This window comes from Pedobacter sp. P26, from assembly GCF_050632135.1.
Lineage (GTDB): Bacteria > Bacteroidota > Bacteroidia > Sphingobacteriales > Sphingobacteriaceae > Pedobacter.
In genome coordinates this window covers 1,838,310-1,860,097 of the sequence record NZ_CP192574.1, presented here as the reverse complement: position 1 = coordinate 1,860,097, position 21,788 = coordinate 1,838,310, and the positions used below count along the sequence as shown (strand labels likewise).

Sequence of the window (21,788 nt, the reverse complement as noted above, 5' to 3'; positions counted from 1 at the left end):
CAAATTGTACACTTGTAAAGTAATATCAGAATTAACACAAAAGTGGTGTAAACTAATTCTAGTATTACCACTCAGAAGATGTAAACTAATTCTAGTATTATAACTCAAAAACGACAAGTAAAATCAGGACGAGTCAAAAATTGGGGAAGAACCGCAAAGTGGCCACTTTTTTCGGTTTAAAATGGCCACTGTTTTCGCTTAAAAGTGGTCACTCGGCTCATTTTAAGCAGTTTTAAGACTTATTTAAAGCTAACTTGGCTCAACGGTTGTTCTTGTGCTAAAGGCAGCTTCAGTGGAGCGCTAAAGCGCTTAAAAATGGTTTTTTTTAGAAAGGTTGTTGCTGGAGTTTTTTGTCTGTCGGTTTTTGGATGTAATCTTTCCCCAGAAAAGCTTTATTGACTGGATAATCATATCCGGGATGCCTTGGAGCTGAGTTTTGTGCGGATGGGAGGCAGAACATTGACAAAATTTCTTTTGCAGTGGTTCTGATAGGAATGGATATATTTGGGACTCTTCTCAAGATGTCCTGCTCAAAGTCGGGCTAATCTACAGGTGTACAGTTTGGAACGGATTTCGGTAATAATGGTTATTCCCAATTTGTAGAAATTGCTTGCCTGGAAAAAAATAAGCTGACCAAAACATACAGTAACCTCTTTTTGATTTTTATAAATACGAATTTGTTATTTTTATTTTATGTTTTAAAATAGGAAGCGCCCTCAAGGTAGAAATTAGGGTTGATCTTATTAAATGCTGTGGAGGGAAGATTAGTCCCACAGCAAATTTTTAAAATTTTATTCTGATAATTGCCCACAGGTGCATAAGAAAGCCGGTTTTCCAAGTTAAATTGCCAAACCCCGGCTAGCGGAATCACATTTTTTTTGCGCAAAAAAAATGGAAAAAGGAGGATAATTATAAATTTCATATACTGATTGATTGGATGTGCCCGATCGAATGTTATGACGGATGATTGGCAGACAGGTTTGACCATAGTTTGGGATGATGCCTATCAATAATTCATGCTAGTTATTGAACTACTTCGCGGCTCATCAATATCAGACAACTGGGTACATATCAAAAATGGCCAACCGTAAAATTACCCGCCGCATCATCTCGAAGCGACAGGTAAACATATTTAATATTATCAGAGTTTTTTGATATCTCTTCTCAGAATTATCTCAATTCGCATAAACCTGGAAGCTGTCGCCAAAAGCTGCGCCGCTACCTCCCCCATATTTGTAGAAGCAGAGTGTCGCGGAATGATTTGTGGCACCGGTAGTAAAGGTTACAGATACTTGCTGATAGGTTGTTGCTGAGCTGCTGGCAAACACTTGGCTTCCACCATGGTTTTTCACGGCAATATTGCAGGTATTACCTGTTGTAGCTAATTTGACATAACCCTTAAATGTGTAATTGGTATTGGGCTGTAGACCGCTTACCGTTACTTCGTAACCTGAATTATCAGCCCCAATCCGTGCACAATAACTTCCTGAATTTTGGTTATTGTTAACGATGCCAGTAGTTCCGTAGGTGCTCCAGCCAGATGCATTACCGGTTTCAAAACCTGGGTTCGAAATGGGGATTTGGTATACACGGACGTAATCTATCTCTACATTATTCGGCCAAGTAGTGGTATTGTCCGGCGACTCGGTACGCTCGCCATTGTTGAGAATAAAGTAACAATTCTCATCGGGCCAGTTGACAACTCCGCTTGCATTCAATGTATGTACCAGCGTTCCGTCAATATACCATTTCATCTGGGTTGCTGTCCATTCAAACCCATATACATGAAATACTCCTGCATTATAGGTGCCGTTAAAAGGTTTAATAAAATGACTGTACCATGTCGTATTAGGATAAGCACCTGTCATCAGATGAGTTCCCATGGCATCGTATCCTTGATCCGGACGATAGCCGAAGTACTCCCAAATGTCTATTTCAGGTCCCCATATACGGTCTTCTGCAACTAGCCACAAAGCTGGCCAAACTTTGTCGCCAACGGGCATTTTGGCTCTGAATTCTATATATCCGCGGTTCAGGTATATTTTGTGCATCGACATGATGGAACTGCTTGTGTAATTGTAAGTACCAGCCGGGTCTGTTCCCGTGTAAGACCTTTTCTGGTTTCGTAGAAACAATGAGCCGCCGGTTACATAGGTATCTTCACTGGTAACATAGCCAGCATAACCAGAATTTAAGCGATATTGGCCAGCAGCACCTGGCACGAGTTGCCCTGTACCCGGGTCTTTAAAACCTAGGGTCCACCAGTTGGAATTAAGCCCAGAGCCGTCGAACTCATCGCGCCACACGAGCGAATAGTCGCTGGTAGGGGCTGATAGGGTGGCGCTGCTGGGCGCTGATAAAATTTTATAGGAGGTATTTTTCAGAGCCGAATCTGAGGATGGAAGTAGAACCTCCTGTTTGCAACTGAGTAGCAGTTGTGTTGTGGCAATAAAGGCCATTACTGTTTTTTTCATATTTAAATTTGTTAACTTGTTTAGTAAATATGGCGGGTAATACTCATTGGATTTTATTTAGCGCCTGTCATTTAAGCGAATCAGACACGACATGAGCAGTTCCAACCTTGCTGATCATTTGGTCGTCAGAATTGATTCGGATAACCGCAAACGTGATCTTAACTTTGTCCCTTCAGCGCGTTTTTGTTTTACCATTTGTATCTAGGATCCGGTTGTTATAGATTAAGGGTTATGAATCTCTATCTTATCATCATTGAAATTCAAAGGCAACCATAAATACCTTGATTTTTCCAGGTCGGTCTTATTCCATACATCACCCATAAAAATGAATTTTCCGGGTTTGCTGGTAACCGGTAATACAAATGCCCCCTGCGAGAAAAAAGTCACCTCCGCATTCGGTCCCTTGCATGGATTGCCCAGTTCTTTCCACGGCCCCATAACATGATCAGCAACTGCATATGATGCTGCATTAGGCGACCAGCCAGTACATCCTGAAGTGATCAGGTAATATTTTCCCTTATTTTTAAAAATAGCCGGGCTCTCCCGCCTTTTATTTTCAAATATCCTTACATAGGTTGTTGTCGGCTTTAAATAATTATCGCTCAAAAGGCAGACATGCATGGTATTATTATTTTCAGAAGAATAGATGAGATAAGCTTTGTTGTTCTCATCTTTAAACAAGGTCATGTCCCTTAACATTTGCCCATTGGGCTTTACGCCGCCCAGGTATTTATAGGGCCCTGCGGGGCTATCACTTATGGCAACACCACCCCTTGAGTAGTTATAGTCGTTTTTGTCTATGTGCATCCACATCACAAATTTCTTTGTATGTTCATTGTAGATTACTTTAGGTCTTTCTATTACCCTGCCGGTATCCAGGTCATTATCCGGGTCATTAACTACCGGTTTTAAGGCTATGCCACTGTATTTCCAATGTTTCATATCGGTAGATGAGTAGCAGGATATCCCACCTGCCGGAACCCGGTAATCCTCCCAGTTCTGGCCGGGAACGAGCCAGGTTTTTCCGTTTTTTATTTCACCAAATAAATAATAAACACCTTGATGATACATCACTCCAGGTCCGTGGGCGTTAATTGGTTTCCCATCTATATCAAATAGTACCTTACCATGCACAAGTGTATCTGGTAATGATTTGATCGTGTTTGCAAAAGTTAAACTTTTGCTTATTGATAATAAGATGATAAGTGTAATGTATTTCATTTTCATTTAGGTTGTTAATATCAGGATATTACTTTTGTTTTTAATTAACAGATAATTAGTATGTTATATATGAGCTGATTAAGAAGGTCTAAAATTTATCTGCATTAAAAACAGCTATACTGCGCATCACTGCCGGTTGAACAACAGAACTGGTAACCGTAAAACGCAAGGCCGTAGCCGAAAATTTAGCAAATTGATCTATCCGTTTATGGCCTATAGTTTTCCCTGTTACTATAGTTTTCCACTTACCGTTAACTTGTGCTTCAATAGTGTATTTCGAAATTTTTTGCCCGTCATGCAGGTCTTCCATCGTAACCACATGGTCAAATGTTTTTGATCCATTAAATTTGAGGGTTTGCACAGGCGATTTTGAATGAGATGCAGCAACCGGATTGCTGAACCTCCGTTTAATTTCATTGCCCATTTCCCTGGCCGCAGCAATCAGATTATACGGAATTAACCCCTCCTGTCGGGTGTCAGGTTCACGATAAGTCCTGATCCGCACCCTACTGTTTCATAGTAAGCTTGGATGCGCCTTTCAAGTGATTGAGGCTCACGAGGCCCAGTCCACATCCATCCACCGGCACTAAAGCTTACAGTAGTTGGAGCGATTTGAGGCCGGTAGAATTTACCTAATGGCTCACCTGTATTGGGATGGCCCCACCTGTACGTTGTACTGATTGAATACTTAGTACCATCAATTGTGTTCAACGCGTTCCAAAGCGGGTAGCTGGCTTTGCCATTTTCATTGCCAACATGTTCTATATCTGGTCCCAGAAAAAGGCATCGGGGTTGAAGCTCACGCGCATATTTGGTTAACGTTGCATAAAACTCCCTTAATTTCCTCCGCGATGCACAGCATCTAATGCATCTGAACGACCAAAATGATCGTCCCAGATAAAAGTAAGCGGGCCGTAGTTGGTCATCAATTCCCTGATCTGCGCTTTCTCTTTCTGCAAGGCCTTCTTATAAAGTTCCGGATCATCAAGCTTGTCTATCCTTCCGGTCTCACCGTCTTTATGCCGCGGTTGGCTGGCTTCCCAATGCGAATCAATCCATGGAGCGGTGTACAGGCCTGCCTTCAGGCCGTATTTCCGGCATGCATTTACAAATTCCTTTACAATGTCGCCTTTACCATTTTTATAGGGACTTGATGCTACGCTATAATCTGTAGTTTTTGTAGGCCACAAACAAAAGCCCTGCTCGTGCCTAGCTGTAAGCACCATGTATGTCGCACCCATTGCTTTAGCGGCCGATGCCCATTGTTCCGGGTTGAGTTCAGTTGGGTTAAATGCTGATGGTGGTGTACTGCCCTGTGGCGCGTCGGGAGTAGCATATGTGTCAATGCTGTAATGAATAAAAACCCCAAGTTCAAGATCCTGAAACGCAAGTTGTTGGGATGTAGGGCGCGCCAATACTGATGATTGCGCCCATCCCCGCCCTGAAGCAATTAACATTAGTAATATCGACACGATTGTCATAAATTTTTTCGCCATTCTTTTATTTTTTATTTAAAGCATGCTAATTAGTACATGCAAAATCTTTAAATCGTTCTTTATAATTGAAGCTCATTGATCTTGACAGGGGCTGTGCCGGACAAAGAGGGAATCGCCAGGGCGGCGATTCCCGTCAAAATCATTCCAAAACTTTCAAATTTCTTTCATCCTAAGACAAACGTTTGAAACGAGTTAGGAACTTCCATGGTTTATGGAATATTAATTCCCTATATTCGGGTTTAGCTGAAGATCGCTGGACGGAACAGGCAGATAGTATTGCGGTGTTCCAATTGGCGCATTTTCAGATGGATCTCTGTTAGCAATTACCTGGGTTAAAAGCTGCAAACGGGTTATATCAAACCACCTGGTATATTCACCTGCAAATTCCCATGCTCTTTCATCAATGACCGCTTTTATAAAACCTGTACTTGATAAGCCACTTAAAGGAGTTAAACCAGCGCGGGCACGTATGGCGTTAACACTTGTGTAAGCCTGATCGTTAGCAGCGCCGCTCCTGGCTTGTGCCTCAGCATATATTAATAAAACATGTGCGTAACGCATCATCTGAACTGTACCGCTTGACCCATCGGTACTTCCCTCAACAGGAGCCCTGAATTTTTCATAATAAGGGTGCTTAACGGCATCGTTCTGCCATGGGATGGTTGTGCCATCGGCTTTTTTAATCACGGTGTGGAAGGTGGCAACCTTTCTTGGTCCCGCGGGAAAATCATTAAAAAATTTAATTTCTGCAAAAAATCATCCCAGCCGTTTTCCTCACCTGGCATTGCGGAAGAACCGTATAGTGCATTAGCGTTAAACCAATTACAGGTACCACAATTATGTATTGCAAAGACCTCTTCAGATGTTGTTGTTCCCAAACGGGTGTTCTGCCATAATGTATTCAGATCAGATACCAGATCAAAACCGTAAGCGGCTTTATTATCAATTACTTCTTTCGCTTTAGCAGCAGCCAATGCATATTTTGAATTATCATTAACAGGCCAGCCACCTTCTGTAAGATAAACATCGGCAAGCAGCGCCGAGGCAGCGCCTTTCGAGGCCCTTCCCGCATCCATTTTTTTATTCTGCATCATTTTTTCGGCATTCAGCAGGTCGCTTTCTATTAGCTTATAAACATCAACGGGAGCAGACGGAGTAACATTTAAAACTTCCGGACTATAAACTTCTGAAGTGATCAATGGAATCCTTCCCCATAATCTAATAAGCCAGTAATAATCAAGAGCTCGCAGATAATATGCTTCGCCCACAATCTGGGTGATGGTTGCTGCATCGCCGGTTGTTGATTTGTAATTGTTGATAATGTTATTGGAACCCTGTATTGATTTGTAACAGCCGTTCCAGATATTGAGCATCCTACCATTGAGATTGGAAACATGATATTGATCAAATTCCCTCAAGTCGGCTTTGTTGCTGGCCGGGTGAGTTGTCAGATCATCTGAACCCATTATCACCGCAACTGCCGCTGCCGTAGTAAACCCGCTTACCCAAGTAGTTGACAATGGTTTATAAGCGCCCACCAATGCTGCATTTAGACCGGCTACGGTACTTAATGCCTGCGTTCCTACAACCTGTCCTTTAGGGTCTTCCTTCAGCGCTTTTTTACAGCCCACCACAGACAGGATCATTACTATAATTAATATCTTTTTCATAATTTATCTTTTCAATAAGTTTAAAACTTGAATATCGCACCCGCGTTAAATGTTTTCGAGTTAGGATAAGATCCGAAATCGATGCTCTGAGTAACATCAGACCCCGAACCTGCATTACTGGATTCCGGATCAAATCCTTTATATCTCGTTATGGTAAATAAATTGGTTGCACCAACAAACAGCTTGAGGTCCACACTCTTGATAGTTCCTTTGGGCAGGTGATAGGAAATGTTCAGATTTTTTAGCCTAACAAAATTCCCGTTCTCCAGAAAACGACTCGATTGAAAATAGTCTTTATTGCTTGAACTGAATGCCGGTATATCCGATGTTTCATTAATACCCGGGATATACCTTTTTAATACCTCTATATTGGTAGCTTGTTTGGCATCAGCATTAGCAGTTATGGAACTGGCGTAAGAGTAATCCAGTTTACTAAAACCCAACAATGATTGAACAAATATGTTTACAGAGAAATCTCCGTAAGTAAAGGTATTATTCCAGCCCAGCGATTGTTTAGGTGTACCATTTCCGATGATTTGAAAATCGCTGCCGCTTATTGCATTATCTCCATTCAAATCCTGATAATGTGAATCACCCGGCTTGTTGCCATATTTTGCAGCTTCAGCTGCTTCATTTGGTTTCCAGGTTCCCAAATATTTCAGGCCCCAGTAAGATCCAAGCGCATAACCGGGTTTAATAATAAATTCAGGTTGGGTAGAAAGACCCGCACCTGCATTTGCAACACTTTGGTCTGAAAATACACTAGCCAATGAACCTAGGCTCTTAACAAGGTTTTTTTGAAATGTTATATTAAAGGAGCTTGACCAAGTAAACTTACCTGATTGTACAGGCGTACCACCAATGTTAAGTTCTACCCCGCTGTTTTCCATTTTCCCAGCATTACTGATAATGTTTCCACCACCCGCATAAGCCGGCAATGGGAGGGATAAAAGTAATTCCTTGGTATTTTTAATATATACATCGGCAGTAACACTCAGACGGTTGTTAAATATTGAAAGGTCTATGCCCACATCTTTTGCTTGTGTTGTTTCCCATTTCAGGAAGGGGTTAGCAGCATTTCCAAGTACAATACCTGACGAAATTGTGGTATTGTTGAAACTGTTAGCAGCGGAAAAAGCATCGCTAAGATAGGTAGAAAGCGTAGCGTATGGGTTAATAGCCTGACTCCCTGTTAAACCCCAGCTGCCCCTGATTTTAAAGGTGTCAAAAATGTTCAGTTTTTTAATAAAAGGCTCCTCGGAAAGTTTCCAGCCTAGAGCTACAGATGGGAAGGTACTTTGCTGGTTAGCGGGTTGAAATTTTGACGATCCATCCCTCCTGACTGAAACTGTCAGCAAATATTTATTATTATAGGCATAATTTACCCGGCCTAAATAAGAGATTAAAGCTGATCCGGAATAAGAAGACCCTGCCGACTGTGTAGTAGATAAGGCAAGGTTATCATAGCCCAGGTTGGCGAACGTAAGGCTATTAGCATTGGCGCTAAATCCTGTTGAAGTATATTTTTGCTGCTCAAATACCGCCGTTACATTTAAGCTATGCACGTTATTGAATACGTGAGAATAGTTTAAGGTATTGGTATTTTGTAAATTGAGCAATTCTGTAGATGTACGGCTGGCGTTTGGAATGTTATTTGTTACCGACGGACCAGAGTAATTTTTACCTTGTATATTTTGATAATCAATCCCAAAGCTTACATCTAAGGTAAAATCCTTGAAAAAGCGGTAATTGGCGCCCCCGTTTAAAGTCGCTGTGGAATTGTTGATGATATTTTCCACATCGTTCGCCAAAGCAACTGGATTATAGCGAATAGAGCCCAACGGATCTACCAGAGTGTATGTTCCGGCAGTAGTTCTTACCGGCGTAGTGGGCGCCCATGCTAAAGCCTGGTTTACAGAGCCACCTGTGCCCTGGTTGTTTGTATTCAGATTTTCTCTTCGTATGGCCGAAATGTTAAGCCTGGTAGTTAATTTCTCGGAAAACTGTGTATTAATATTTGACCTGACGGCGTAACGTTTATAGTTTGAATTGATGACTACGCCATCTTGATTTAGATAATCACCAGAAATAAAGAATTGGGTTTTGGCATTGCCTCCAGAATAGCTTAATTTATATTCCTGTCCAGGCGCAGTCCTAAAAACCTCATCCTGCCAGTTAGTTCCGCCTGTAGACCTGAAATTATCTATCTGCGCCTGTGTAAAATAAGGAGATGCATTAAGAGCTGTATTTCGGGCATTCACCGTCGAAGCAAAATCGGCTGCATTTAGCAGATCCATTTTTTTGATAACCCTCGACGAGTAAAATATAGGTGTAAGGGTTATTTCCTGCTTTTCAGCATTCCCTTTCTTTGTGGTTATTAAAACTACGCCATTTGCTCCCCTGCTACCATAAATTGCAGTGCTCGACGCATCTTTCAAAACTTCAATATTAGCAATGTCATCAGGATTCAGGTTGTTAAAATCGCCGCCTATGAAACCATCAATAACATACAGCGGGTTGTTGTCCCCGAGTATAGAATTAGAACCCCTTACCCTGATCTTAACATCACCACCGGGCGCGCCAGAGTTGCTAACAACCTGCACCCCTGCAACCCTGCCCTGCAGGGCCTGGTCAACCCGGGTAACCGGCTGGTCTTTAAAATCTTTGGATGACAGGCTGGATAAGGAACCGGTTACATCAGATTTCTTTTGCGTCCCGTAACCTATAACAACCACTTCAGACAGGTCTTTACTATCGGGCGCCAGTTTAACATTTACTGTAGACCGGCCATTGATATCGATTTCCTGTTTCAGGTAACCGATATAAGAAAACACCAGTATAACATTTCCAGACGGCACATTAATTGAATAATGACCGGCATTATCTGTGACCTGCCCGATTGTAGCACCTTTTATTCCTACGCTTACGCCCGGTAGCGTAATTCCTTTTTCATCCTTCACCACACCAGAAACGTTTGACGTTTGGGCACTGGCAATAAATGATTGGAACACGAATAACAGCACAAACAAAGCAAATAGTTTTCCTCGCCGAAATGTTTGCCCGGAACTGGCAACCAGCGGTAGTGTAATGGATAGATCCCCATTAATGGAATGTAAGTTTTTACTCATAATAAATAATTTAAATAATTTGGTTATCGGATGTTACTGCGCATGCCTGTTAAGATTGTAAATTAAGGAAGCCGGCTGTAACAATTGGTTATGCAAATAAATAGAAAAAACTAGCTGATGAGTGCGCTGTAATGTTCATATTATGCGCTCAAATAACCTAAAAAAGCTCCATAATGATAATTATGGAGCTTTTTTAGGCGTTTAAAGTATTAATTAACGCGCTTTAATTTCTTTTATAAATTGAGATGGCGTTTTTCCAAACTCTTTTCGGAACGCCTTTTGAAAATAGGAAACGCTCAGTATCCCTATCCGTTCAATAAGTTCAATCTGGGTAACGTCTTCGTGGATCATGATATGTGCTGCTTTTTTAACCTGATGGTTCTCACAAACTCATTGATAGACTGGTCTGAAATACTTTTTATTTTTTGATAAAGCTTAGAACGGCTGGTAAACATATGCCGGCAAATGAAATCCACATCCAGTTCCTGTGTTTGAATATTAGTTTCAATCAGCTTAATTAATTTATCTAGAAAAGCTTTGTCTTTAGCCGAATGTACCAATTCGGTAGCTTCTGCATAATAATCCTGGGTGTACTTTATTTTCAGCTTTTGTTTTTGCTCAAACAGGTTATGTATGGTTAACAACAGCAGGTCGGTACTTAGCGGCTTTGAAAAGTAATAATCGGCACCAGATTCAAGCCCTTCCATCCTGGCCTCCAAAGCATCTTTAGCTGATAGTATCAAAAAAGGGATATGGCTTGTTTCAAAATTTTCCTTTACCTGTTTACATAGCGCCACGCCGTTCAGAACCGGCATCATCACATCACTTATGATTAAATCTGGAACAATTTCAATGGCCAGGTCAAGTCCCTGTTTTCCATCAACAGCTTCATATACCAAATAGTGCGGCTGTAGCACATTCTTTAAAAAAGATCTGAGCTCATCGTTATCTTCAACCAGTAAAATATGTTGCTTAACAGCAGTCTTCGCTTTGGTTTCCTGCGATAATAGCTCAGGCTGAGCAGGTATAAGAATCTCTGAATGGTCAATTCTCTCCAGCATAGTTGCCGATTGCTCCTGGTTATGCTCATTTCTTTCGGCCAATGAATAATTTGCAGCTCCAAGCGGAAGCGCTATAATAATTTCGGTTCCTTTATAACGCTCGCTGTAAACATAAATATCGCCTTTGTGCAATAAGGTTAGACTTTTCACCAGTGCAAGCCCTACACCCGAGCCCAGGTGATTATTACTGATGCGGTAATAACGGTCAAATATCTGACTAATGGATTCCTTTGAAATGCCAATACCCGTATCTGCCACCCTGAAGTATATATATGATCCGGCGCGATGTTCATTTAACAAACTGTATCCGGTATCATAGGCCGGTTTAAAATCATCAAAAGCAAAAAATACATCAACGGTAATACCACCTCCGGCAGGCGTATATTTAAATGAGTTATTTAACAGATTAAATAATATTTTTTCAACAATTTGTTGATCGAGCCAAATTGACGTATGATGCTCCGCAAGTTTTAAGGTATAGGTTATGTGTTTATTATCGGCCAGTTCCTCAAACTCATCAAACAGGGCCTTGATAAACCCACCGAGGCTTATCCGGGTAACCTGGAGCTTAACAGCGCTGTCTGCTACCTTGCGAAAGTTCATCAGCTCATTGATCAGATTGATCAGCCTTTTAGCATTCCGGTACATGATCTGGTAGTTATGCTGGTAAGCTGCATTGGCATTTTCTTTTATTAAACTTTGTAACGGACCAATTATGAGCGTTAACGGTGTCCTGAATTCATGCGATATATTGGTAAAAAACTGCAGCTGCTGTTGATAAAGCTCTTCCTTTTGCTGGTGCATCTCTTCACGTTTCTTTTCTTCCACATCACGGACAGCAAGCTCACTTTTTAGCCTGTACCACCTGGCCTGATAAATATATGCACCAACCAATCCTGAAAGAAACAGTATGAAGTATACAATTTTGGCAGTCATTGATTTCCACCAGGGAGGAGTAACAGTAATTGAAATAATGGCCTTGTCTTTGCTCCAAACCCCGTCATTGTTGGTTGCCTCTACTATTAATAAATAGTCTGCATAATCAAGGTTGTTATATGCGGCTGTAGGATTGTTGCCACTTGTAAATTTCCAATCCTTGTCAAAACCCATAAGTTTATACCGGTACCTGCACTTCTGTGGATTTGCATAATGCATGGCAGAAAAAGAGATCACAAAATTGTTCTGAAGGTAATTCAATTTAAGCCTGTTACTATAACTTATTGGTTTTTCTAATATAACTCCCGAAGCCCCAGCCTCCCCTACCACTACTCTTATACTATTAATGATGAGATCAGTAAACACAGGGTGGGCTGCTATTTTGTTTATTTTAATACTATCCGGAAAAAAATAATTGAGCCCATTGATTCCTCCAAAATACAGCCTCCCGTCTTTGCCTTTATAGGATGCACCTACTTTAAAGCTGTTTCCCTGTAAACCATCATTTTTATCAAACCTTACTAATTTGTTGTTGCTCACATCCAAACACTCCAGGCCGTTGCCGCCCATCCATATCCGGCCTTTATCATCCAGCTCCATGGTTTCGACATCATTAAATACTCCATATTGGCTGCCATACGTTTTTATCCGATAAGTGTTGTCCTTTTTTAACACCAGATAGTCCAGGCCGCCCCCTATGGTTCCCACCCAGTACGTACTGTCACTTTGTTTTTGTATAGGAAAAATATAGTTGGAGCTCAAAGAATTAGGCCGGTTGTTTACCCCATAATTGAAAGTCTTTATAACTCGTCCGGAACTGTCAATAACCAGCCGTTTAAGACCATGTATGCTTGAAATAAGCAATTCGGGTTTACCTTTATCAGCCCAAATCCGGTAACCCGATCCTGTTCCCCAATATTTAACCTTGTAAATACTTTTTTTACCAGGTGTTATACAGCCAAAGCCGTTGTAATAGCTGCCAAACCACATATTGCCGTAACAATCTTTTGTTAAGCTGGCAATGGAATGGACCGGAAACTTCTCATAACCAGAAGGACGCCACAAACTATTGCGCTTTGAGTTTAGGATCTCGAGGCCTTTGTCCGTACCTATCCATAAATTATGATCATTATCTAATTCCAAAGCATCAATTTCATTGCTTTTTAGTTTTACCGGACTATTTTCCGTGTTGTAACGAGTAAATTTTCCGGTATGAAGATCGTATTCATTCAGGCCGCTTGCATTGGTGCCTATCCAAACCCGTTGACCGGATTCCTCAACTATTGACCTGATGTGATTTCCGGATAAGGTATTAGGGACCTCTGGGTTATGTTGAAAAGCATAAAACAATTTCGCATTCAAATCGCAAAAATTAATTCCACCACCAAAGGTGCATACCCATAAGCATTCGGAACGGTCAATAAATATTTTATCCAGATAGTTTGTATTTAAACTATTGACAAGACTCTGTGTGGTAATGGTCTGTTTTAAATTAAACGCCTTATCCAATAAAAATAATCCAGCATCGGTACTAACCCAATAATCCAGTTTTTTGTCCTGTATAATATCATTGATGAATGAACAGCCTGGGATAAGCAGGTGCTGGGAGGAGTGCATTTTTAAAGTCGATACGCCCTGAGACGATAGTAATTCATGACTGTTTTCCTTAGCTAAAATAATGGTCGTGCCTTCTACCACTAACACCTGTTTGTTACGGTTAAGGAATACTTTACCTAAATTATTAAAGTAATGCCCTGAACCATCAATAATATCAAAATGCCTGAAACGAAAGGAATGATCTAATATCCAGACACCCTGATTACCTGATAGCAAAATATTACCGGCACCATCAAGCGTCATATCTGTAAATTTGATGCCGTTTGGATAGTTTAGGGAAATATCTGCTAAAGTTTTACCGTTTACTTTAAATAACCTGAATTGATTCTCTGCAAGCGTAGCTAACAAGTTGCCCTTTAAAGCAAGCAGCCGGATATAGGTTTTATTTCCAGTATCGTGGCGGCTGTTATCAAAATCAGTATATTTCTCAGACCGCGGGTCAAAGCATTGAATACCATCTTCTGAACCCAGCCAAATCCTGTCGTTTTCGTCCAGGCACATGCTCCGTATACGGTTTTTGAAGGAGTTACTTTTAGGGACATTAGTGTTATAAAACCTTTTAATGGCATGTCCGTCATACCTGTCCAGCCCAAACAGGGTAGCAATCCAGATAAATCCCTGATTATCCTGTTTAACCTCCTTAACATCTGTATGTGACAGCCCGTCATCAACAGTAAGATACGAAAATTTTAGCGGGTCTTGCTGTGCAAGTGCTCCAAATTCACCATAAAAAATAAAAAGAAAAATGACGCTATATCGGGTAAAGGCCGGAACTTTTAATTTCTTGGTCATAATAATTAAAACATAAAGTTAATATTACAATTAGCATTGGCTTACATGATTGGCAAATAAATAAAGTTAACCTTACATCAAATATGTATTTTTAATTTAAATATCCTTAACGATCTAAAACGAAAGTCCCAAGGAGCAATAATAACCTATACAAGGTTCGGCATACTACACAGGTATCAATGAAGGTTTTAGCGTAACCGATAATCAGAAGATCTGGAAAACTGATGCATATTTTTGAACCTTTTGGTTTCCAAAAAAATTTGTTACCGTTTCCATGGCCACTGCAAAAATATCATAGTCCAAAGTGCCTTTACCAGTTGACACCTTTTTTCCAACCGGGTCGATCTGCTGTAGTTCTCCCATAAAAAACCGGATAGTCTTGCTGTGGAACATCTTTCTAAAAGGGACTGTTGTTAGAGGATTCGATGAATTCAGTACCTAACTGGTATAAGAGGGGCGAAAACAATGATAATTATTCCGATCAACAATTATGATTTGATGCTCCGATTTTTTTGAGAAGGATCTGGCAAGATTCAGCCCGGCAAATCCTAAACCTATAATTACAATTCTTTTCATATTCATTTACAATTCATAATCAGTATTGATCTTTGAAGGAATACGCGCCAATTAAGTGTCAAATACCCTGAATCGCTTTTTAAATAAATGGGTTATTCCATTTCCTGTTCCTTCAAGCCTTCGAGAAACCATTCTGACTTATATTCAAAATTTGAGCCTTCACCTGAGTCATTAATTACAGCTCGTAAAATCCTGTGCTATGCTACATTTATTTTCATACAAATTTTTGGCAAAAGAGCCAAACTCATTAACATCAAGGACATTCTTGAGAATATAATGAGGTTCTCCTGTTTCACTTTAAACTGTTTCTACTGCGCCAGTTTCGAAGCTGTTAGCTTCTTGTTGACTTAAAGGGTTGTTTGTCTCGTTAAGTTTTATCATTTTTCTATTGTTTAAGTGTAATACGTTGTAAAATTTGTATAAAAGTGCTCGCAGGCCTGTCCTATCACGTTTCAACAGATTCTTAATCAAGTATTAATATTCAATTGACATTGAAAAATTAATTTTGCATTAAGATGTCAGAATTAATTGTAGACCTTAGATCCAGTAATGAAGCTACCTTTGAACAAGTTTTTAAAATTTGGCACAGGAAGGTGTATGGATATTTCATCTCCAAAACTGCCTGTACTGATCTTGCTAATGAACTTACCCAGACCGTCTTTATCAAACTGTGGCGATTCAGGAAATTACTGTCTGAGAATTACCACCTGGAGCATCAGATATTTCGAATAACCAAATCTGTATTGATTGATTATTTCAGAACAGAAAATACAGCAAGGCGTCATTTATCTCTTTACGGCAAAGAGCTTGAGGGCAGTCATACTGGAGAAAACCAGTTTGAGATCCGCCAACAGCTTTATACAGTATTGAATACCCTGCCTCCCATGCGAAAAAACGTTTTTATTCTGAGCAAACTTTATGGTTATACATATAAGGAAATAGCTGAACAATTATCAATTTCTCCGAGAACAGTAGAAAATCATGTTTCACTGGCTACCAAACAACTCGCCAAATATTCTACCCTGGTGCTGCTGTGTGCATTGCTTACAATTAAATAAATTTTTCTACCATTAGGGGATTGCATGACCCACAATCGTATAAAGGGTATGAATGTCTCAAAAGAATTACTAGATAAATACTTCAAAGGGCTTTGCTCTGCGGAGGAATATCTGAAAGTGAGAAAATACCTGAATGCCAATCAGGAAATGGATGAAGAACTACTTCCTGAACAGGAATGGATGGTTGTTCAGGATGCCCCACTTTCAGCAGAAAAAGTGATCAAATGTATGCGTCAATAAAAAGGCAAACTATTCATAGAACCTTCAGCATTTCAGTTCTCAAAAAATTTGCCATTGCAGCAAGTATCATATTGGTTTGTACTTTTGGCCTAATCAGCTATGATAGTACCCCTGAACATAAAAATTCGGCATCAATCGCTGTTAAAAACAAAAAAACAGCCCTTACGTTAAATAAAGAAACTGTTACCAATTACACTGGTAAAGTAAAGCAACATACCTTACCTGATGGTTCTCTTGTTAAATTAAAACCTGGCTCAAAACTAGAATACCCAAAACTTTTTATAAGCAAAGAACGAAGGGTTTCACTTCAGGGAGAGGCTTACTTTCTGGTTTCGAAAGATCCTCTTCATCCGTTTGTAGTTAATGCAGGTGGTATTTTAACCACTGCGCTGGGAACATCGTTTACCATAACGGCAAAACGTGGCAGCCATTCTTTTAAAGTTGTATTACACACTGGTAAAATCCTAGTAAAACCCGCAGAGAAATGGCCGAAGGCAAAGGCTTTTCAGGAAATATTGCTGGCAGGCAGCCAGTTGGTATACCATCAATATTCAGCAAGGCTAAAGGTGAGTACTACATTGAAAAGGCATGCCTTAGCAGATGCAGTTCCGCAACAACTTGTATTTACCCAGACGCCGCTGCAAGAAGTATTGGCGCAAATAGAAACTGCCTTTGGGATCAAAATAAGATATGAGCCAGCAGATGTAAAAGACCTGGCATTTACAGGAACGATAAATCCGAAGAAAGACATTGACCAGGTACTGACCGATATTGCAGATCTTAATCAATTAAAATTGTCACGGGTAGCTGATGGTTATCAAATAAGCAGGTAACATATTGTAAAACAAAAACATTAAGCTCGGAACTTACCGGGCATGGCCATACCATGCCCTTTTCGATAGCAAATTAATTAGCATATGAATAAACATTTCTTCAAACAATTACTAATATGTGTTGCACTGCTTCTCCTGGCAGGAAAGCTCAGGGCTCAAAATGCCGAGATGGCGGGCATCGTTAAAGACGAGAAAGGATTGCCATTAGCTGGTGTATCCATTGAGCTTTCTGATGTACTCACCCAGCAAATTAAGTCAACTCTAACAGCAGACGATGGGAAATTTAAATTACAACAACTGCTTTCCCAAACACCATATGACCTAAGCATATCCTGCATTGGCTATCAGACCAAACGGCTTTCAAAGCTGATCTTAAAACCTTCTGAACATTCCTCAGTAATTATCGAGCTATTGCCCCTCGCTGCAAAGAGCCTGGAAGAAGTGATGGTGATTGGCTATGGCACCCAAAGCAAAACGAGCATCACTGGTGCAGTTGGCAAGGTCAGTTTCAGCCAGATCAAAGATCAACCAGTTACAAATTTTGACCAAGCCATTATTGGAAGAATCGCAGGGGTTCAGGTACTGCAAAGTTCTGGCGAACCCGGAAAAGGTTCAACCTTCAGAATCCGCGGTACCGGATCAATTACTGCAGGGAACGGACCTTTAGTGGTGGTTGATGGATATCCACTTGATTCACAGGGACAGGCAAATGAATTCGTAAACACCAACGATATTGAGTCTGTTGAAGTACTTAAAGATGCCTCTTCTGCCGCAATATATGGATCGCGTGGAGCCAATGGCGTTATACTGATCACTACAAAAAAGGCCAGGCAGGAAAACTGCGAGTAACCTATTCTTCCAATACCGGGATACAGCAGGTTTCTAAAAAGCTCAACATGCTCGATGCTTATCAATATGCACAGCTGGCAAAGGATGCACACGATAACGCCTGGGTAGATTTTAAGGCGGGAAATAGTGCAGCTACGCCTGATGCTAAACGTGGAACGGTAGAAAATGCAGGTTTTTACTGGAATCAAACCCCGGTTGATTTATATCCATACCTAAATGGCGAAGCCGGGCTTACCAATACCGACTGGCAGGATGAGATTTTCCGATCTGCGGTATTAACCAATCAATCACTAAACTTTTCTTCCGGAAACGATAAATATAAGTACTTCACTGCCATGAATTATACTGATCAGCAGGGGGTAGTTATCAATTCAGGATATCAGCGATACGGACTAAGAATGAACCTCAATGCGAAGGAAAACAAATTTGGTTTTGGCGTAAGCCTGGCTCCATCTTACGCAATAGAGAAGCGGGTTAATGATGAAGGTCCCTATACCGAAGAGTCAGTTATCGGTTCAGCACTTCAGATGTCGCCTACCTGGCCAGTCTATAATCAAGACGGATCTTATAATTTTGATGGCAATGGTAAATGGCGGATAGGTAAAGATTATCAACACAACGCGGTACTCAACCCCGTTGCACTTGCCAATCTGATAGACAATAAGGTATATCATGCCAATATTCTGGGAAGGGTTTACCTTAACTACGAATTGCTGACAGGTTTAAAGTACGAGATAGCGCTTGGCGCCACGCTCAATGAGTATCGGAATAAAACCTACAGACCATCAACCATTCCCAATCTTGGCGAGGCCTTTTACACCAACCCATCAAATCCTGTGGCTTCAAACAGTCAAACATCCATATATAACTGGCTGCTGGAACAGACTTTAAATTACACCAAAAGTTTTAAAAATCATCATTTGAAAATATTAGGTGGCTTCACTGCTCAGAAAAACCGTTCAGAGCAGAATGGTGTTACCGCAACCAATTTCCCCGACGATGTTATCCGCACAATTAATGCGGGCCAGGTTATATCTGGCACGGCAAGCATTCAGGAATGGTCGCTCCTATCTGCCCTTTCCCGACTTCAATACGATTTTAAAGGCAAGTATCTCTTCTCGGCTGCCATACGGACTGATGGTTCCTCACGCTTTGGTAAAAACAACAAGTGGGGTTATTTTCCCTCGATATCTGTTGGATGGCGGCTTTCATCAGAAGAGTTTATGAACAGTTTTAGCGTAGTTAGTAACCTTAAAATTCGTGCCAGTTATGGTATTACAGGGAATTTCCAGATTGGAAATTATGATCATATAGCCAAAATTGGCATTAGTAATTACATTTTGGGGCCTGCAAGTGGTCAGCTCACCAATGGCTCTGCTCCAGCAAATCTGTCAAACTCCGATCTGGGATGGGAAAAATCAAAGATGTTTGATTTAGGAATGGATTTGGGTTTATTCCAGCAGCGTCTGAACCTGGAAATTGATCTTTATGATAAAACCACCAGCGATTTGCTGCTCAATTTGCCTGTTCCCTATTCTTCCGGTTTTCGTATGGCAAGACAAAATATAGGCAAGGTGAATAACAAGGGAGTCGAAGCAACACTTTCCATGCAAAATGAATTTGGGAAATTTAAATGGGGGATCAGCACAAATATTTCAGCCAACAAAAACAGGGTAAAAGAGTTAGGTCCGGGCAATGCACCCATAATAGCCACCAATGGCACAGCAAATACTTTTTTTATTACAGCAGTAGGCCAACCTATTGGCGCCTATTATTTTTTAAAGGCTAATGGCGTTTACCAGAGCCAGGCCGACCTAAATGCTAATCCTCATTTTTCAAATGCCTATCCAGGCGATATTAAATTCACTGACGTTGATGGAGACGGTGTACTTGATGTAAATAAAGACCGTACCATTGTCGGCAATTTTTTCCCTGACTACACCTTCGGCATCACCAATAATCTTTCATATAGTGGTTTTGATCTGGCCTTCAGCTTTCAGGGGGCACAAGGTTTTGAAATTGTGAATCTCCAGAATAGGTACATCAACAGCATGGAAGGGAACTTCAACAATACTACCGACGCCCTTAATCGCTGGCAATCTGAATCAGTGCCAGGAAATGGAGAAGTTAACCGGGCAAACAGGAAGGCTAAGGGTAACAACGGGCGAACCTCATCCAGACAGGTAGAAGACGGCTCATATGTAAGATTACAAAATATAACCTTGGGCTATAGCTTGAGCAGCATGTTATTGAAAAGACTGTCCATCACTGGCGCAAGGTTATTTTTAACAGCACAAAACCTGCATACCTGGACAGTTTACACTGGCTATAATCCGGAAGTAAACCTCTATTCTGGAGATGCACTCACGCCAGGTATTGATTACGGTACATACCCGCTTAACAAAACGATTTCGGTAGGCTTAAACCTTAATTTTTAACCATGAAAAATTTACTATCCATTATTTTATTATCACTGTTACTGACCAGTTGTAAAAAGGGATTCTTAACCCTTAACCCTCAGTCTGAAGCAAACGCAGAAAACTATTATAAAACGGCCAAAGATTTCAACACCGCATTAATCGGTGCTTACGCCAGGTTTACAGATTATCCTACAATGTATTTTGAACTGAGCAGCTACCGTTCCGATGAATTGTCGCTTGGTGCACCAACCGCGGGTACGCAAGATCGGTATAACATTGATAAATTTGCAGACGATCCTTCTAATCAGATCCTGCTGAACGTATGGGGAAACCTATATAACGGAATTAGCCGCTGCAATGAAATAATTGCCCGGTTGCAAGATACCAGTCTTAGTGATGTGCAACGAAGTCAGATTGAAGCCGAAGCCAGGTTTATCAGGGCCTACCATTATTATCACCTGGTTAAATTTTGGGGCAATGTACCGCTCATTACCCACCCGGTTAGTCCATCAGAATCATTGAGGGCAGGTAGTGTACCATCCGATCAAATTTTAAGCACACTGGCAGAGGACCTGCGTTTTGCCAGGGAAAACCTGCCTGAACGTTTTGCTGGTGAGGCAGATTTAGGTAGGGCAACATCCGGAACAGCCACCGTTTTGCTTGCGAAAGTGCTCATGGAGAAAAAAACTATGCAGAAGTACAACGCTTACTAAAACCGCTACTCACCAGCCGGTATAAGCTGCTTAATGATATTGCCGAGGTTTTCAAGGTAACAAATAAGAATAATGAAGAAGTTATATTTTCTATCCGTTACAATAAAGAGGTACCTGGAGCTGGTCATGGCTTGTGGCTGAGCACCACCTCTGCAAAATCTTCACTAGTTCCACCAAAGCTATTGGCAGCATATGGCGCTAATGATCGTAGAAGAGATCTTTTATTATATGCACGCTCGGGCACCAGTAATAACTTTGTTCCTAATAAGTTCATGGACGTAATCTCGTCCACTACACAGAATGCCGAAAATGATTGGATACTGCTACGCTTTTCGGAAGTATTGCTGATGTATGCGGAGGCCGTAAACGAATTGGGTTATGCTACATCAGGTGATGCCTTTGATTGCCTGAATAAGGTACGCAAACGTTCAGCTGTTGCCGACCCAAATTTTACATCAGCAAGCTTACCCAATCAGGCAGCTTTCCGCGATGCCGTTCAACAAGAATACAAACTCGAGCTAGCCTATGAAGGTCAGCGATGGTTATTACTAACTAGAACCGGAAATGCTACTTCAGCTATCCGGCAGGAGGAAAATATCAATCTGCCTACGTTCAGGCTATTATTCCCTATCCCTCAAACAGAAGTTGAGAAAATAGGCAATCCTTCCATTATGCCACAAAACCCTGGCTATTAAACTGAATAT

General features: G+C 40.9%; 18 protein-coding genes. 7 read left to right on the top strand and 11 right to left on the bottom strand.

What is annotated here, in order from left to right; genetic code table 11:
* Positions 1-1,175 precede the first annotated feature (1,175 nt).
* The 11 genes from ACQ86H_RS08520 to ACQ86H_RS08470 all read right to left on the bottom strand — a co-directional run bounded on the left by ACQ86H_RS08520 (position 1,176) and on the right by ACQ86H_RS08470 (position 14,758).
* A complete protein-coding gene (locus ACQ86H_RS08520) occupies positions 1,176-2,474 on the bottom strand; it encodes a family 16 glycosylhydrolase (RefSeq protein ID WP_431294481.1) in 1,299 nt (432 codons plus the stop codon).
* A 222-nt stretch (positions 2,475-2,696) separates the two neighbouring features.
* Positions 2,697-3,695 carry a glycoside hydrolase family 43 protein gene (locus tag ACQ86H_RS08515; RefSeq protein ID WP_431294480.1) on the bottom strand — a complete coding sequence of 333 codons (999 nt, stop codon included), beginning with the start codon at positions 3,693-3,695 and terminating at the stop codon, positions 2,697-2,699.
* An 88-nt stretch (positions 3,696-3,783) separates the two neighbouring features.
* Entirely contained in the window at positions 3,784-4,056 is a 273-nt protein-coding gene (locus tag ACQ86H_RS08510; RefSeq protein ID WP_431294479.1) for a hypothetical protein, read from the bottom strand.
* Between the two features lie 95 nt (positions 4,057-4,151).
* Positions 4,152-4,406, bottom strand: coding sequence for a hypothetical protein (locus tag ACQ86H_RS08505; RefSeq protein ID WP_431294478.1), 255 nt, complete (start codon positions 4,404-4,406; stop codon positions 4,152-4,154).
* A gap of 125 nt (positions 4,407-4,531) precedes the next feature.
* Positions 4,532-5,167: an alpha-L-fucosidase gene (locus ACQ86H_RS08500; protein ID WP_431294477.1), complete on the bottom strand. Its 636-nt coding sequence runs from the start codon at positions 5,165-5,167 to the stop codon at positions 4,532-4,534.
* 243 nt (positions 5,168-5,410) lie between these two features.
* Entirely contained in the window at positions 5,411-5,878 is a 468-nt protein-coding gene (locus tag ACQ86H_RS08495) for a RagB/SusD family nutrient uptake outer membrane protein (RefSeq protein ID WP_431294476.1), read from the bottom strand.
* The gene (locus ACQ86H_RS08490) at positions 5,875-6,861 is read right to left on the bottom strand and encodes a RagB/SusD family nutrient uptake outer membrane protein (protein WP_431294475.1); all 987 of its coding nucleotides are present in this window, start codon (positions 6,859-6,861) and stop codon (positions 5,875-5,877) included. The genes ACQ86H_RS08495 and ACQ86H_RS08490 overlap by 4 nt, the downstream gene beginning before the upstream one ends.
* Before the next feature lie 20 nt (positions 6,862-6,881).
* The gene (locus ACQ86H_RS08485) at positions 6,882-9,989 is read right to left on the bottom strand and encodes a SusC/RagA family TonB-linked outer membrane protein (RefSeq protein WP_431294474.1); all 3,108 of its coding nucleotides are present in this window, start codon (positions 9,987-9,989) and stop codon (positions 6,882-6,884) included.
* A gap of 213 nt (positions 9,990-10,202) precedes the next feature.
* Positions 10,203-10,340, bottom strand: coding sequence for an AraC family transcriptional regulator (locus tag ACQ86H_RS08480; RefSeq protein ID WP_431294473.1), 138 nt, complete (start codon positions 10,338-10,340; stop codon positions 10,203-10,205).
* Positions 10,337-14,395: a hybrid sensor histidine kinase/response regulator gene (locus ACQ86H_RS08475; protein ID WP_431294472.1), complete on the bottom strand. Its 4,059-nt coding sequence runs from the start codon at positions 14,393-14,395 to the stop codon at positions 10,337-10,339. The genes ACQ86H_RS08480 and ACQ86H_RS08475 overlap by 4 nt, the downstream gene beginning before the upstream one ends.
* Before the next feature lie 204 nt (positions 14,396-14,599).
* The gene (locus ACQ86H_RS08470) at positions 14,600-14,758 is read right to left on the bottom strand and encodes a hypothetical protein (RefSeq protein WP_431294471.1); all 159 of its coding nucleotides are present in this window, start codon (positions 14,756-14,758) and stop codon (positions 14,600-14,602) included.
* Positions 14,759-15,486: 728 nt separating this feature from the next.
* Between ACQ86H_RS08470 and ACQ86H_RS08465 the strand changes: the two genes are divergently transcribed.
* The 7 genes from ACQ86H_RS08465 (at position 15,487) to ACQ86H_RS08435 (ending at position 21,779) form a co-directional block, all read left to right on the top strand.
* Positions 15,487-16,029 (top strand): RNA polymerase sigma factor, encoded by a 543-nt coding sequence (locus ACQ86H_RS08465; protein ID WP_431294470.1) that lies wholly within the window; start codon positions 15,487-15,489, stop codon positions 16,027-16,029.
* 48 nt (positions 16,030-16,077) lie between these two features.
* On the top strand, positions 16,078-16,269 hold the full coding sequence (locus tag ACQ86H_RS08460) for a hypothetical protein (RefSeq protein ID WP_431294469.1): 192 nt from the start codon (positions 16,078-16,080) through the stop codon (positions 16,267-16,269).
* Positions 16,254-17,102: a FecR family protein gene (locus ACQ86H_RS08455; protein ID WP_431294468.1), complete on the top strand. Its 849-nt coding sequence runs from the start codon at positions 16,254-16,256 to the stop codon at positions 17,100-17,102. The genes ACQ86H_RS08460 and ACQ86H_RS08455 overlap by 16 nt, the downstream gene beginning before the upstream one ends.
* A gap of 84 nt (positions 17,103-17,186) precedes the next feature.
* Positions 17,187-17,951, top strand: coding sequence for a TonB-dependent receptor plug domain-containing protein (locus tag ACQ86H_RS08450; RefSeq protein ID WP_431294467.1), 765 nt, complete (start codon positions 17,187-17,189; stop codon positions 17,949-17,951).
* A complete protein-coding gene (locus ACQ86H_RS08445; RefSeq protein ID WP_431295364.1) occupies positions 17,879-20,389 on the top strand; it encodes a SusC/RagA family TonB-linked outer membrane protein in 2,511 nt (836 codons plus the stop codon). Before ACQ86H_RS08450 ends, ACQ86H_RS08445 begins: the two co-directional genes overlap by 73 nt.
* A gap of 2 nt (positions 20,390-20,391) precedes the next feature.
* Positions 20,392-21,084, top strand: a complete 693-nt coding sequence (locus tag ACQ86H_RS08440) for a RagB/SusD family nutrient uptake outer membrane protein (protein WP_431294466.1) — start codon at positions 20,392-20,394, stop codon at positions 21,082-21,084.
* 182 nt (positions 21,085-21,266) lie between these two features.
* Complete coding sequence (locus ACQ86H_RS08435; RefSeq protein WP_431294465.1) at positions 21,267-21,779, top strand: RagB/SusD family nutrient uptake outer membrane protein; 513 nt, start codon at positions 21,267-21,269, stop codon at positions 21,777-21,779.
* The last annotated feature ends 9 nt before the right edge of the window (positions 21,780-21,788 follow it).

What these genes read in the sequence shown, in the direction of transcription:
- ACQ86H_RS08440 (WP_431294466.1), top strand. Translation starts at nt 20,392, where the DNA reads ATGAAAAATTTACTATCCATTATTTTATTATCACTGTTACTGACCAGT.
- ACQ86H_RS08450 (WP_431294467.1), top strand. Translation starts at nt 17,187, where the DNA reads ATGAATAAACATTTCTTCAAACAATTACTAATATGTGTTGCACTGCTT.
- ACQ86H_RS08520 (WP_431294481.1), bottom strand. Translation starts at nt 2,474, where the DNA reads ATGAAAAAAACAGTAATGGCCTTTATTGCCACAACACAACTGCTACTC.
- ACQ86H_RS08460 (WP_431294469.1), top strand. Translation starts at nt 16,078, where the DNA reads ATGAATGTCTCAAAAGAATTACTAGATAAATACTTCAAAGGGCTTTGC.
- ACQ86H_RS08470 (WP_431294471.1), bottom strand. Translation starts at nt 14,758, where the DNA reads ATGGGAGAACTACAGCAGATCGACCCGGTTGGAAAAAAGGTGTCAACT.
- ACQ86H_RS08490 (WP_431294475.1), bottom strand. Translation starts at nt 6,861, where the DNA reads ATGAAAAAGATATTAATTATAGTAATGATCCTGTCTGTGGTGGGCTGT.
- ACQ86H_RS08515 (WP_431294480.1), bottom strand. Translation starts at nt 3,695, where the DNA reads ATGAAATACATTACACTTATCATCTTATTATCAATAAGCAAAAGTTTA.
- ACQ86H_RS08485 (WP_431294474.1), bottom strand. Translation starts at nt 9,989, where the DNA reads ATGAGTAAAAACTTACATTCCATTAATGGGGATCTATCCATTACACTA.
- ACQ86H_RS08475 (WP_431294472.1), bottom strand. Translation starts at nt 14,395, where the DNA reads ATGACCAAGAAATTAAAAGTTCCGGCCTTTACCCGATATAGCGTCATT.
- ACQ86H_RS08480 (WP_431294473.1), bottom strand. Translation starts at nt 10,340, where the DNA reads ATGATCCACGAAGACGTTACCCAGATTGAACTTATTGAACGGATAGGG.
- ACQ86H_RS08455 (WP_431294468.1), top strand. Translation starts at nt 16,254, where the DNA reads ATGTATGCGTCAATAAAAAGGCAAACTATTCATAGAACCTTCAGCATT.
- ACQ86H_RS08465 (WP_431294470.1), top strand. Translation starts at nt 15,487, where the DNA reads ATGTCAGAATTAATTGTAGACCTTAGATCCAGTAATGAAGCTACCTTT.